General features: G+C 64.1%; 10 protein-coding genes. 5 read left to right on the top strand and 5 right to left on the bottom strand.

What is annotated here, in order from left to right:
• The first annotated feature begins 271 nt into the window (after nucleotides 1–271).
• The 5 genes from B3E94_RS06350 to B3E94_RS06330 all read left to right on the top strand — a co-directional run bounded on the left by B3E94_RS06350 (nucleotide 272) and on the right by B3E94_RS06330 (nucleotide 6,537).
• Nucleotides 272–1,915 carry an acetolactate synthase large subunit gene (locus B3E94_RS06350; RefSeq protein WP_176511440.1) on the top strand — a complete coding sequence of 548 codons (1,644 nt, stop codon included), beginning with the start codon at nucleotides 272–274 and terminating at the stop codon, nucleotides 1,913–1,915.
• A gap of 148 nt (nucleotides 1,916–2,063) precedes the next feature.
• Nucleotides 2,064–2,618, top strand: coding sequence for a UPF0149 family protein (locus B3E94_RS06345; protein ID WP_286912762.1), 555 nt, complete (start codon nucleotides 2,064–2,066; stop codon nucleotides 2,616–2,618).
• 150 nt (nucleotides 2,619–2,768) lie between these two features.
• Nucleotides 2,769–3,392 carry a glutathione S-transferase family protein gene (locus B3E94_RS06340; RefSeq protein WP_286912761.1) on the top strand — a complete coding sequence of 208 codons (624 nt, stop codon included), beginning with the start codon at nucleotides 2,769–2,771 and terminating at the stop codon, nucleotides 3,390–3,392.
• Nucleotides 3,393–3,419: 27 nt separating this feature from the next.
• Nucleotides 3,420–5,450, top strand: a complete 2,031-nt coding sequence (locus tag B3E94_RS06335; RefSeq protein ID WP_286912760.1) for a pyridoxamine 5'-phosphate oxidase family protein — start codon at nucleotides 3,420–3,422, stop codon at nucleotides 5,448–5,450.
• Nucleotides 5,451–5,637: 187 nt separating this feature from the next.
• Nucleotides 5,638–6,537 (top strand): LysR family transcriptional regulator, encoded by a 900-nt coding sequence (locus B3E94_RS06330; protein WP_236238140.1) that lies wholly within the window; start codon nucleotides 5,638–5,640, stop codon nucleotides 6,535–6,537.
• Here B3E94_RS06330 and B3E94_RS06325 read toward each other — a convergent pair whose 3' ends face one another.
• From B3E94_RS06325 to B3E94_RS06305, 5 genes are all read right to left on the bottom strand, one after another.
• On the bottom strand, nucleotides 6,538–7,962 hold the full coding sequence (locus tag B3E94_RS06325; protein WP_286912759.1) for a PLP-dependent aminotransferase family protein: 1,425 nt from the start codon (nucleotides 7,960–7,962) through the stop codon (nucleotides 6,538–6,540). It abuts the gene before it with no gap.
• 17 nt (nucleotides 7,963–7,979) lie between these two features.
• A complete protein-coding gene (locus tag B3E94_RS06320; RefSeq protein ID WP_286912758.1) occupies nucleotides 7,980–9,410 on the bottom strand; it encodes an L-lactate permease in 1,431 nt (476 codons plus the stop codon).
• 252 nt (nucleotides 9,411–9,662) lie between these two features.
• Nucleotides 9,663–10,913 (bottom strand): ribonucleotide-diphosphate reductase subunit beta, encoded by a 1,251-nt coding sequence (locus B3E94_RS06315; protein ID WP_176511447.1) that lies wholly within the window; start codon nucleotides 10,911–10,913, stop codon nucleotides 9,663–9,665.
• Nucleotides 10,914–11,366: 453 nt separating this feature from the next.
• On the bottom strand, nucleotides 11,367–11,498 hold the full coding sequence (locus B3E94_RS06310; protein WP_276574741.1) for a hypothetical protein: 132 nt from the start codon (nucleotides 11,496–11,498) through the stop codon (nucleotides 11,367–11,369).
• Between the two features lie 142 nt (nucleotides 11,499–11,640).
• The coding region (locus B3E94_RS06305) for a ribonucleoside-diphosphate reductase subunit alpha (protein ID WP_286912757.1) at nucleotides 11,641–13,925 on the bottom strand (2,285 nt) is incomplete at its 5' end.

The following is a 13,925-nucleotide window of genomic DNA, read 5'->3' as shown; positions in this document are numbered from 1 at the left end:
TTCGCAAAACCCCTATCTGCGCGAGCAGGTAGGGGTTTTGTCTTTCCAGCCTTTGTATTCCCAGGCAAAGCTGTTTTGCTCGCCTCCTACCTGCGCAAATGTCCGAAACGGTGCGACAATTAATCCCGTTCGCAAACGTGACTTTTCCCTGCCTGGCCTGCGTCAAGGCTTAGGTTCGGGGCATCCTCGCGCCCGGACATAGCGATGCCAGCGTACCGTGCTGCGCATTTCTGGACCTCCACCGTCCTATACAACTGAGGTAAGAAGCAAGATGGCCAAGGCCGCCGATGTCGTTGTGCAATGCCTGGAAAACGAAGGTGTCGAGTATGTATTCGGCATTCCCGGCGAGGAGAACCTCGACCTGCTGGAATCCCTGCGCAAATCGAAGATCAAGCTGGTACTGACCCGCCACGAGCAGTCCGCAGGCTTCATGGCCGCCACCTACGGCCGCCTGACCGGCAAGACCGGCGTCAGCCTGTCGACCCTCGGCCCTGGCGCCACCAACCTGGTGACCGCCAGTGCATACGCCTACCTCGGCGGCATGCCGATGATGATGATCACCGGCCAGAAGCCGATCAAGAAGTCCAAGCAGGGCCGTTTCCAGATCATCGATGTGTGCGGCATGATGGACCCCATCACCAAGTACACCCACCAGTTCGCCTCCGCCGACAACATCCCTTCGCGCATGCGTGAAGCGTTCCGCCTGGCCGAGGAAGAGAAGCCGGGCGCGGTGCACCTGGAGCTGCCGGAAGACATCGCTGCCGAGCAGACCGACGCCATGCCGATCCCGCCGAGCCTGCACCGCCGCCCGCTGGCCGAGCACGTGGCCATCGACGCTGCCATCCAGAAGCTGCGCAACGCCCGCAGCCCGATCCTGGTGATCGGCGCCGGCGCCAACCGCAAGATGACTGCCAAGGTCCTCAAGCAGCTGATCGACCAGACCGGCATCCCGTTCGTCACCACCCAGCTCGGCAAGGGCGTGGTCGATGAACGCAGCCCGCGCTTCCTGGGCAACGCTGCGCTGTCCTCCGGTGACTTCGTGCACCGCGCCGTCGAAGCGGCCGACCTGATCGTCAACATCGGCCACGACGTGATCGAGAAGCCGCCATTCTTCATGGTCCGTGGCGGTACCGAAGTCATCCACATCAACTTCCGCTCCGCTGAAGTCGATGCCGTGTACTTCCCGCAGGTCGAAGTGATCGGTGACATCGCCAACGCCGTCTGGCAGATCGGCGAAGGCCTGGGCGACACCTCGCACTGGGACTTCACCCGCCTGATGGCCATCCGCGAGGCCAACGAAGCACAGATCGCCGAAGGCAAGGACGACAACCGCTTCCCGGTCTACCCGCAGCGCCTGGTCGCCGACGTGCGCCGTGCCCTGCCATCGGAAGGCATCGTCGCCCTCGACAACGGCATCTACAAGATCTGGTTCGCCCGCAACTACAAGGCCCACAAGCCCAACACCGTACTGCTGGACAACGCCTTGGCGACCATGGGCGCCGGCCTGCCATCGGCCATGGCCGCGCACCTGGTGTACCCGGACCGCCCGGTAATCTCGGTATGTGGCGACGGCGGTTTCATGATGAACAGCCAGGAGCTGGAAACCGCAGTACGCCTGGGCATGCACATCACCGTGGTGATCCTGCGTGACGACGGCTACGGCATGATCCGCTGGAAACAGGCCAACATGGGCTTCACCGATTTCGGCCTGGACTACGGCAACCCGGACTTCGTCAAATACGCCGAAGCCTATGGTGCCAATGGCCACCGCGTGGAAAGCGCCGAAGGCTTGCTGCCGCTGCTCGAGCACTGCATCAAGACCCCAGGCGTGCACGTGATCGACTGCCCGGTCGACTACAGCGAGAACGACCGCATCCTCAACAGCGAGCTGCGTGAGCGCGCGCTGGCGGTGTAACCGCTGAAGAGCCGATCGCCGGCAAGCTGGCTCCCACAGGTACACCCTGGTGTGGGAGCCGGCTTGCCGGCGATTGCTTTTGTGCGCAAGACCGCTGCCCCCCCTTGTGCTAGGGTGCACGCAAAACGCCACCCCAGGACGCCCGCACATGCTCCCTCCGCTCAGCGAAAAAGAACTCGACCGCCTCGAAGACCTGCTGATTACCTACGGCAACGACTATTCGGTGCTCAACCTGGCCGAACTCAATGGCTTCTTCACGGCCCTGGCCAGTTCCCCGACCCACATCATCCCCGAGCAATGGCTGCCAGCAGTAGCAGGTGGCAAGGTCCCCAAATTCAAGAAACCCGCCCACGAAGAAGCCTACACGGCACTGATGCTGCGCTACGCCCATCAGGTGGCGGAGCAGCTGGCCGATGACCTCGAAGGCTTCGAGCCGGTATTCGAAGAAAGCGAGGCCGAAGAAGGCCCGGCGATCATCATGGAAGAGTGGTGCTTCGGCTACATGCGCGGCACCCAGGTCGCCGATTGGGTAGAACTGCCGCCAGAGCAGGACGCACTGCTCAAGGCCATCTCCCTGCATGGCCTGGAAGACAACTTCGAAGTGCTCGATGCCATGAGCTTCAGCGAGCTGCAGGCTTGTGTGCCGCAGGTGATTGCAGCGGCAAAGGGCCTGTACCGCTACCAGCGCCAACAGCGCCATTGAGCTGAACAGCCGGTGCCGTAGCTGGGTTGCCATGATTATTTCGGCAAACGAAATTATGGTTTCCCCACGGCACTGATTCTGTTGTAAGCCGATTCAGCGCAGCATGTGCTCCAGCCGCACCACACCGGTGCCGACCCTGGAGCTCCCACCGTGATCAAACTCTACAACTTCCCCAAGTCCGGCCACGCCCACCGCATCGAACTGATGCTCTCTCTGCTCGGCCTGCCTGCCGAACTGGTCTTCGTCGACCTGGCCAAGGGCGAGCACAAACAGCCGCAGTTCCTCGCGCTCAACCCATTCGGCCAGGTGCCGGTGATCGATGACAACGGCACCGTGATCGCCGATTCCAACGCCATCCTGGTCTACCTGGCCAGTACCTATGACAAGCAAGGCCGTTGGCTGCCCCATGACCCGCTTGGCGCCGCCCGCGTGCAACGCTGGCTGTCGGTCGCCGCCGGGCCTGTCGCCTTCGGCCCTGCCGCCGCGCGCCTGGTCACGGTGTTCGGTGCGTCGTTCAACACCGACGAGGTGATTGGCCGCGCCCACACCCTGCTCAAGGTCATGGATGCCGAACTGGCCAAGGCACCTTTCCTGGTCGGCAATGAAGCGACCATCGCCGATGTCGCCAACTACTCGTACATCGCCCACGCCCCAGAGGGCAATGTGTCGCTGGAGCCCTACCCGCAGGTGCGTGCCTGGCTGGCCCGGGTCGAGGCGCTGCCCGGTTTCGTCGCCATGCCGCGCACGGTCGTGGGCTTGCAAGCCACCGCGTGAGCCGCGGATAAAGCGAGGAATGCCGCCATGTCGCAACGTCCTGAGCAACACCGCTCGCCCTGGCACGCCGGGGAAAAGCGCCTGCAGGAGCAGGTGGGGGTAGCGCAGCGCATGGAGGCGTTCGGGCAGAAAGTCATTCGTGACCACATGCCCGACCAGCACCGCACGTTCTACCAGCAACTGCCGTTCATCATCGCCGGGGCCGTGGACGCGAGCGGCAAGCCGTGGGCAACCTTGCTCGAAGGCCCGCAAGGCTTCATCCATTCACCCGACCCGCGGCAGTTGCTGATTGAAACCCCGCTCGCCAGTGACGACCCGGCAACCCCGGGCATGGCAGCCGGGCAGGCCATCGGCCTGCTCGGTATCGAGCTGCACACCCGCCGGCGCAATCGCATGAATGGCCTGATTCACAGCACTGCCAGCGGCCAGTTGGCGGTCACGGTGGAGCAGTCGTTCGGCAACTGCCCGCAATACATCCAGCTGCGCGCCTATCATCGCGTCGATGAGCCGGCGCAGGGGCGTGAGGATTCCACCGTACTGGATGCCGAGGCCGTAGCCATGATCGAGCACGCCGACACCTTCTTCGTCGCCAGCTACATCGATCACCCAGACGGCCACCGCGCCGTGGACGTCTCCCATCGCGGCGGCCGTGCGGGGTTCGTCAAGGTCCAAGGCAATCGCCTGACCATCCCCGACTATGCCGGCAACCTGCATTTCAACACCTTGGGCAACCTGCTGGAGAACCCGCAAGCGGGGCTGTTGTTCGTCGACTTCAGCAACGGCAACGTGCTGCAACTGACCGGGCGTACCGAAGTGATCCTCGACAGCCCGGCGATCAAGGCATTCGAAGGCGCCGAGCGGTTGTGGACGCTGGCTGTCGAACAGGTGGTGCTGCGCCGCGCGGCTATTTCCCTGCGCTGGGCGTTCCAGGAATACGCGCCGACCAGCCTGATGACCGGCAACTGGACCGAAGCCGAACAACGCCTGCAGCAGCAGGCGCGGCAACGCCAGTGGCTGACGTGGCGGGTGCAGCGGGTGGAGCAGGAAAGTCGCGATATCCGTTCGTTCTACCTGGCTGGCGATGGGCCGGTGGCCTTCGCGGCGGGGCAGCATATCCCCGTGCGCATTCCCCTGGCCGGCGACGGCCCGCTGATCCGCACCTACAGCCTGTCCAGCGCACCCTCCGATGGCCACTTGCGCATCAGCGTCAAGGCCCAGGGCCCGGCATCGCGCTACTTGCACGAACGAATCGCCGTTGGCGACCTGCTGCAGGTGCGCCTGCCCATGGGCGGCTTCACCCTGAACAGTGACAGCGCCCGGCCGCTGGTACTGATAGGCGCAGGCGTGGGCATTACCCCGCTGATGGCCATGCTGCGTGAACAGTTGGCCCTGCAACAGGGGCGGCGAATTCACCTGTTTCAGGGCGCCCGCAACCTCGCCGAACTGCCATTCCAGCAAGAGCTGGCTGCACTGCGCCAGCAGGCCGGCGGGCTGTTGAGCGTGCATCGTGCGCTCAGCCAGCCGGAGGCCGACGCAGTGGCAGGCCGCGACTTCGAGCACGCCGGCCGCCTCGGCATCGAGCAGGTCAAGGCAAGGCTGGCGTTGGACGATTACGACTTCTACCTGTGTGGCCCGGCCAGTTTCACCCAGGACTTGTACGAAGGCTTGCGCGCCATACACGTGCCGGATGCCCGCATTCATGCCGAAGCCTTCGGCCCTTCGACACTCAGGCGCCATGGCGATGACAACCAGCCCGTCTTGCACCAGCCCCCCGCCGCCAGCGAGCCGGTGCCGGTGTACTTCGCCAGTTCGGCCAAGGAGGCGCGCTGGGCGCCCTCTAGTGGCAGCTTGCTGGAACTGGCCGAGGCGCGCGGGCTGGCACCGGAATTCAGTTGCCGGGGTGGGTCATGCGGCACCTGCAAGACCAGGCTGGTGAGTGGCCAGGTGCATTATCCGAACCCGCCTGCCGAGTTGCCGGAGAAGGGGACGGTGCTGATTTGCTGCGCCGTGCCTGCTCAGGTGGAGGAGGGCGCGCAGGCGTTGGTGCTGGAGCTTTGAGGGTGTCAGTAGCGGCCCAATCGCCGGCAAGCCGGCTCCCACAGTTTTGACGGCCCCCAAAGGGTTGGACGGTTTTAGCCAGTGGCCTGTTGTGGGAGCCGGCTTGCCGGCGATAGCGTCAGTCGAGCCAGCACAAAACCCACAGATCACCGATAATCCCCGCCACCCACGATCCCCAGGAGCCGGCATGGACCAGATCCACCTGATGAAGGTATTCGTCGCCGTCGGCGAGCTAGAAAGCTTCGCCGCCGCCGCCCGCCGCCTGGACATCTCGCCCGCCGCCGTCACCCGCGCCATCAGCGCCCTGGAAGACCAGCTCGGGGTCAAGCTGCTGCTGCGCACCACCCGCAGCGTGCGCGTGACCGAAGCCGGCGGCCGCTACCTGGAAGACACCCGGCACATCCTCGCCAGCATCAACGAGGCCAACGAAGCCGCCGCCGGCATCAACGCCACGCCCAAGGGCGAGCTGGCAGTCACCGCGCCGATCCTGTTCGGCAAGAAGTTCGTCATGCCCTGCATCGTGCGCTACCTGCAGCAGTACCCGGAAGTGGACGTGTCGGCCTACTTCCTCGACCGTATCGTCAACATGGTGGAGGAGGGCATGGACGTGGCCGTGCGCATCGGCCCGCTGCCCGATTCCGGCCTCAAGGCCCTGCGCGTGGGCAAGGTGCGGCGCATGCTGTGCGCCTCCCCGCAGTACCTGGCCCGCCACGGCGTGCCGCAGCATCCCTCGGACTTGCCCGAGCATGCCGTGATCGCCACCACCAACCTCTCGCCCCGCGCCGGCTGGCGCTTCGGCGTAACCGACCAGCCGACGACGGTGCGCATGCAGCCCAGGCTCACCGTGACCAGCAACGACGGCGCCATCGCTGCGGCGGTGGGCGGTTTGGGCATCGCGCGATTGCTTTCGTACCAAGTGGTCGACGAAATCGCCAGCGGGCAACTTGAGGTGATCCTCGCCGAGTATGAGGAAGCGCCCTGGCCAATCCATGTACTGCACCGCGAGAGCAAGTACGGCTCGGCCAAGGTGCGCGCGTTCGTCGACATGCTGGCCGAGCATTTGCGCGGGCAGGCGCACTTGGCCTGATTACCGGCTGCGCTGTGCCAGCTGTGCACACTCGGCCAGCACCTTCAGCCCCCGCATCACTTCAGGCGTGATCAGCCGTCCCAAGCACACGCGCAAGCCCGTGCCACATTGGCCATCGGCAAAGAACATCGCGCTGGCGCCCACGCTGCAGCCACGTTCACGCGCAAGCTGCTGCAGCGCCGCCATGTCCGTCCCCTCGGGCAACACCAGCCAGTGAATGAAGCCTCCCTGGGGCGGCATATACCGCGTGCCTGTTGGAAACGCCGAGCGCACCAGGGCATCCATCATTTCGGTCTGCGCCGCCAGCCGCCCGCGCAGTTTCGCGCAATGCTCCTCCATGTACCCCCGGCCGATGAACTCATCCAGTACCCGTTGCGCCAGGCTCGACACCGCCAGGTTGCGTGAAAACATCTGCGCCAGGATCGCGTCCCGGTAGCGGCCGGCCAAGCACCAGCCCACCCGGTACCCTGGCGCCACGGTCTTGGAAAACGACGAGCAGTAGAGGGTCTGCCCGCTTCTGTCGTAATGCTTGATCGCCTTGGGGCGCTGCGCCTCGTCCAGCAGGTCGAAGAAGATATCGTCCTCGATGATCGGCACATCCGCCGCCTGCGCCAGGTGCACCAGCCGAGCCCGCGCCGCGTCGGGCATGATGAAGCCCTGCGGGTTCTGCAATGTCGGGTTGAGAAAGATCACATCGACCTTTTTCTGCTTGAGGGCCCATTCCAGGTGCTCGAGGTCGATGCCGCTGCCCGCCTGGGTGCGGATGGGCAGGGCGCGCATCCTCAAGCGCTCGATGGTTTGCAGGATGCCGTAGTAGGTGGGCGTCTCGATGGCCACCGTGGCCCCTGGCTTGGCCACGGCTTCGAGGGCCAGCTCCAGGGCCACGGTGTCGCCCGAGGTCACCAGGATGTCGTCCGGGCTGCACGCCACCCCGCGTTGCAGCATCAGCCCGGCGATACGCCGGCGCAAGGAGGCCAGGCCGGGCGGGGCAATCAGCCCGGCCAGCGGCTGATCGGCCTTGCTGGCCAGTGCCGCCAGGCACTTGCTCAGCAGTACCTGGGGCGCGAACTCGTCATGCAGCACCGCCGAACTCAGCGAGAGTTGGGTGTTGCTGGCCGCCTGGGCGAGCATGGCGACCACCGCGTGGTCGACGTTGACACTCACGCAGGCCAAGTCCAACCCCTGTACCTGGGCCGCGCCGTTGGTCACGAAATAGCCCACACGCGGCGTGGCCTGGACATAGGCATTGGCCTCGAGCTCGGCCAGGCCCCGTTGCACGGTGGCGATGCTGCTGTCGAACAAGCGGGCCAGCTCGCGTACCGAGGGCAGTTGCGTGCCCTTGGGCCATTCGCCGCTGTCGATCTGGCGCAGCAGCCAGGCGTAGACGGTTTGCCAGCGTTTGTCGGGCTTGGGGGTGTGGTCCATGGGGGCCTTGTGTCGAGTCAGGCGGAGGCTCCCGAAAGGTAGAGCAAAATCACACCCGTTGCAGCCACCATGACGATGTTCAGCAGCACCAGGGCAAAGCCGAAGCGGATCAGCCCGTGTTCTTCCTCACGGTTGGCCCCGGCCAGCCCGGTGACCAGCGACAGGATCGACAGCGAGCCCAGTGCCCCATGCCCCGCGGCGCTGTTGGCGATGGCGGCCAGCCAAGGGCCATGGCTGCCGGACAATGCCGCGATGGAAGGCATGACCAGCGTGGTGCCGCCCACATTGGAGCTGGTGACGTAACCGGCCAGCCCTGCCAGCAGCGATACCGTGGCCGCCAGCGATACGCCCGACAGCGCCTGCAATGCCCGCTGCGCCTCGACCAGAAAGCCCGCCTTGACCATCACCTGGGACAGCAGCAGAAACAGCAATACCGTGGCCAAGGGAAACCGCGCACGCATGACCAGCGCTCGCCATGGAAAGCTTTCGCCCTGGCGCCCGACCATCAGCAGCACCACCAGCAGCAATGCCAGCCCCGGCGACGCCAGGGGCTTCCACGACACACTCATGCCTTGCACCGCCCACAGCCCATCCCAGCCAGTCAGCAGAAACAGCCCCCGCGACGCAATGATCACCACCAGCAGCGCCAGGTACGGCCACGCCGCCTGCGGCCAACGCACCCGCGCGCCGCGCCGCGCCCAGGTAATCCCAAGGCCCACGCAGGCCACCGCCAGCCCGGCCAGCACGCCGGAGGCCTCCGGCCCGATCCAGCGGTTGACCGCATACAGTACCGTGCTGAACAACAGCGAAGTCAGCCCCAGCCCCAGCCACGCCTGCACGCTGCGCACCCCCGCCACCGCCAGCGCCACGCAGGCCAGGCAGAGAAACACCGGTGCACTGACCAGCGCCGAATGGCTGCCCAGTTCCTGCGCAGGCACATGGGCCAGCAGCGCGCCGATCACCGTGGCCAGCCCCAGGGTGCCCCATGGCATCACTACCATGCCAGCCAACGCCATCTTCATGCCTTGCTGGCGCGAAAACAGCCCCATCAGCAACGGCACGGTCGCGATCAGCGACACCCCGAAGCCGGTCATCGCCTCCAGCATCGGCGCCAACCCGAGCACGATGAAGATCACCTGCATCGGCGGCGTCCACCCCAACTCCCGCACCCACGCCCCGATCGCTTGCGGCGCACCCGCGCGCTCGACCAGGATGGCAAAGGCCAGGCCCGGGGCGATCACACTGCCCGTGTTGAGGAACAGGATCAGCGTGTCCTGGATGATCGCCGCCGACACCGCAGCCGACAGCGGCTGCGCAGCGCCAAGGCCCCACAGCAGCAACACCCCGGCCACCCCGGCAAGGGCCGCCTGCACGGGGGGACGGCGCAGCAGGAGGATCAGCGTGATCACCAGGCCTAGGGGGGAAATTTGCAGGAGCAGGGCAGCCATGATGCGGGATCCTTCAACCATTCGAGGGTGAGGTGAAGGGTGAGGGCTGGGTATCTGCGGGAATAGATACAGCACCTGGGGGATTTTCAATACAGCGCACGAATACTCAGCTGCCCCTGCGTGCGGAGCTGAACCTGTAGGAGCGGATTTATCCGCGAAGCGCCCGTACAGGAAGCCGAAGCAGCCACCTCTGCAGAAGCTTCAATAAAAAAGGCTGCCAATCGGCAGCCTTCTCGATGTCAGCCCGGACAATCAGTCCCAGCTCAACGCCCCACCAGTCTGATACTCGATCACTCGCGTCTCGAAGAAGTTCTTCTCCTTCTTCAAGTCCATGATCTCGCTCATCCAAGGGAACGGGTTGGTAGTCCCCGGGTACTCTTCCTTCAGGCCAATCTGGGTCAGGCGACGGTTGGCGATGAACTTGAGGTAGTCCTCCATCATCGCCGCGTTCATGCCCAGCACGCCGCGAGGCATGGTGTCGCGGGCGTATTCGATCTCCAGCTGAGTCCCTTGCAGGATCATCTGGGTCGCTTCTTCCTTCATCGCCGCGTCCCACAGGTGCGGGTTCTCGATCTTGATCTGGTTGATCACGTCGATACCGAAGTTCAGGTGCATCGACTCGTCACGCAGGATGTACTGGAACTGCTCGGCAACGCCGGTCATCTTGTTGCGGCGGCCCATGGACAGGATCTGGGTGAAGCCGCAGTAGAAGAAGATGCCTTCCAGTACGCAGTAGTAGGCGATCAGGTTGCGCAGCAGCTCCTTGTCGGTTTCGACGGTGCCGGTGTTGAATTCCGGGTCGGAGATGGCGCGGGTGTACTTCAGGCCCCAGGCGGCTTTCTTCGCTACCGACGGGATCTCGTGGTACATGTTGAAGATCTCGCCTTCATCCATGCCCAGCGACTCGATGCAGTACTGGTAGGCGTGGGTGTGGATCGCCTCTTCGAAGGCCTGGCGCAGGATGTACTGGCGGCACTCCGGGTTGGTGATCAGGCGGTACACGGCCAGGGCCAGGTTGTTGGCAACCAGCGAGTCGGCGGTGGAGAAGAAGCCGAGGTTGCGCATCACGATGCGGCGCTCGTCTTCGGTCAGGCCGTCCTGGCTCTTCCACAGGGCGATGTCGGCGGTCATGTTGACCTCTTGCGGCATCCAGTGGTTGGCGCAGCCGTCGAGGTACTTCTGCCAGGCCCAGTCGTACTTGAACGGTACCAGCTGGTTGAGGTCGGCGCGGCAGTTGATCATGCGCTTTTCATCGACCGCAACGCGGGCCGAGGAGCCTTCCAGCTCGGCCAGGCCTTCGGCGATGTCCAGGGCGTCCAGGGCAGCCTTGGCGCGCTTCACCGCGTCGGAGTCGGCAGCGGTGGCGGCACGCGCTTCCAGGGCGGCGGCACCGCCGGCGCTGTCGAGCTTGTCGAGGGTGGCAGCGGCGTTGGCCTGCGCAGGGGTGGCGCCTTTGGCGGCGACTTCGCCGTCTTCCTTATCGAATTCGTCCCAGCTCAGCATGGTCATTGGCTCCTGCTTGAGGGTTGCCCTGGGGCAACCGGTTGGATTTTAAGAATGTGATGCCTGACGCAAGGCCGTTACGGCGAATGGACAGCTCGAGAGGCTGACTCTCGTTACATCTGGGTTCGTACCTGGCCAGGCCTCGGGGAGGGGCCAGGGACTTGAAGGGTGCCCTTTTCAGAGGGGGCGAAGTATACCGGAATTCGCTTTCGATCGGGGGAGGCTGCCCTAGGGTCGAGGGTAATTTTTCTACCGGCCTGGCGCTTTTCCGTTCAGCAGGCGAGTGCCGTTTTCTACAGGAGGGGAGTGTAGCGCTAAGCTATATGTTGTGCCAGTTTAAATTCAAAGGCACATCATATGGTGTTTTTAGGCAGGAAAGAGCAGCGGGCAGCGGTGCCGCCTGTGCGGGCCAACTCGCCGGTAAACCAGTGAGCAGGCCCGTTCAGGCAGCCGCTAATTGCAGCGCTGGCGCAGTGTCTCGACCACATGGGTCTTGGGATGCTTGCGGGCTTCTTCCACTGACGTGAAGCGGCCCGTTTCCGCGTTGCGGCCTATCTTGCGAGTGATCACTTTTTTCCGTGCCATGGGGGAGTTCCCGGTTGAGAGGTCCTGCCTTTGTAACCAGCCGCGCGAGCGGTGGGCAAAGGGAAGGGCTTCTCCATGACGCGGATACAAAAATGCCGCGACAAGGGGCACCCGAGGGCACCCCTTGTTGCGGCATCAGGCCTTACTGGCAGGCTTCGCAGTCTGGCTCGTCGATCGCGCAAGCCTTCGGTACCGGCGCCGGGCCGGCAGCCTGGGCCGGGGCGCTGTCGCCACCGCTGGACACGGCGTTGAGCTTGCCGGTGTTGATGGTCGACTTCTCGGTGCTGGTCGCGGCCAGGGCACGGAGGTAGTAGGTGGTCTTCAGACCACGGTACCAGGCCATGCGGTAGGTCACGTCCAGCTTCTTGCCCGAAGCGCCGGCGATGTACAGGTTCAGCGACTGGGCCTGGTCGATCCACTTCTGGCGACGCGAGGCGGCATCGACGATCCACTTGGTCTCGACTTCGAACGCGGTGGCGTACAGGTCTTTGAGCTCTTGCGGAATGCGCTCGATCTGCTGCACCGAACCGTCGTAGTACTTCAGGTCGTTGATCATGACCGAGTCCCACAGGCCGCGGGCCTTCAGGTCGCGAACCAGGTACGGGTTGATCACGGTGAATTCGCCCGACAGGTTCGATTTCACGTACAGGTTCTGGTAGGTCGGCTCGATGGACTGCGACACGCCGGTGATGTTGGCGATGGTCGCGGTCGGCGCGATGGCCATGATGTTCGAGTTACGAATACCTTTCTGTACGCGGGCACGTACTGGCGCCCAGTCCAGGGTTTCTTCCAGGTTGACGTCGATGTACTTCTGGCCACGGGCCTCGATCAGGATCTGTTGCGAATCCAGCGGCAGGATGCCTTTGGACCACAGCGAACCCTGGAAGGTCTCGTAGGCGCCGCGCTCGTCGGCCAGGTCGCAGGAAGCCTGGATCGCGTAGTAGCTGACCGCTTCCATCGACTTGTCGGCGAACTCCACGGCAGCATCGGAGCCGTAAGCAATGTGCTGCAGGTACAGTGCGTCCTGGAAGCCCATGATGCCCAGGCCCACCGGGCGGTGCTTGAAGTTCGAGTTACGCGCTTGCGGCACCGAGTAGTAGTTGATGTCGATCACGTTGTCGAGCATGCGCACGGCGGTGTTCACGGTGCGTTGCAGCTTGGCGGTGTCCAGCTTGCCATCGACGATGTGGTTCGGCAGGTTGATCGAGCCCAGGTTGCAGACGGCGATCTCGTCCTTGTTGGTGTTCAAGGTGATCTCGGTGCACAGGTTCGAGCTGTGCACCACGCCCACGTGCTGCTGCGGCGAGCGCAGGTTGCACGGGTCTTTGAAGGTCAGCCATGGGTGGCCGGTCTCGAACAGCATCGACAGCATCTTGCGCCACAGGTCTTTGGCCTGGATGGTCTTGAACACCTTGATCTTGTTGTACTCGGTCAGGGCTTCGTAGTACTCGTAGCGCTCTTCGAAGGCCTTGCCGGTCAGGTCGTGCAGGTCTGGCACTTCCGATGGCGAGAACAGGGTCCACTTGCCGTCATCGAAGACGCGCTTCATGAACAGGTCAGGGATCCAGTTGGCGGTGTTCATGTCGTGGGTACGACGGCGGTCGTCACCGGTGTTCTTGCGCAGCTCGATGAACTCTTCGATGTCCAGGTGCCAGGTTTCCAGGTAGGCACACACGGCGCCTTTGCGCTTGCCACCCTGGTTCACGGCAACGGCAGTGTCGTTGACCACCTTGAGGAACGGCACGACGCCCTGGGACTTGCCGTTGGTGCCCTTGATGTAGGAGCCCAGTGCACGCACAGGGGTCCAGTCGTTGCCCAGGCCACCGGCGAATTTCGACAGCATGGCGTTGTCGTGGATCGCGTGGTAGATGCCCGACAGGTCGTCCGGCACGGTGGTCAGGTAGCAGCTCGACAGCTGCGGGCGCAGGGTGCCGGCGTTGAACAGGGTCGGGGTCGAGGCCATGTAGTCGAACGACGACAACAGGTTGTAGAACTCGATCGCGCGGGCTTCCTTGTCCTTCTCTTCCAGCGCCAGGCCCATGGCCACACGCATGAAGAACACCTGCGGCAGCTCGAAGCGCACGCCATCCTTGTGGATGAAGTAGCGGTCGTACAGGGTCTGCAGGCCCAGGTAGGTGAATTGCTGGTCGCGCTCGTGGTCGATCGCCTTGCCCAGTTTGTCCAGGTCGAAGTCGGCCAGGGCAGGGTTGAGCAGTTCGAACTCGATACCTTTGGCGACATAGGCCGGCAGGGCCTTGGCGTACAGCTCGGCCATCTCGTGGTGGGTGGCGCTGTCGGCGACGTTGAGGAAGCCCAGGCCTTCGGCGCGCAGGGTGTCCATCAGCAGGCGGGCGGTGACGAACGAGTAGTTCGGCTCACGCTCGACCAGGGTACGGGCGGTCATCACCAGGGCGGTGTTGACGTCCT

Source organism: Pseudomonas sp. UBA6315, assembly GCF_002438125.1.
In the GTDB taxonomy this organism is placed as follows: Bacteria; Pseudomonadota; Gammaproteobacteria; order Pseudomonadales; family Pseudomonadaceae; genus Aquipseudomonas; species Aquipseudomonas faucium.
Note: the sequence above shows the minus strand (reverse complement) of the source record. Positions and strands in the feature narration are given on the sequence as shown.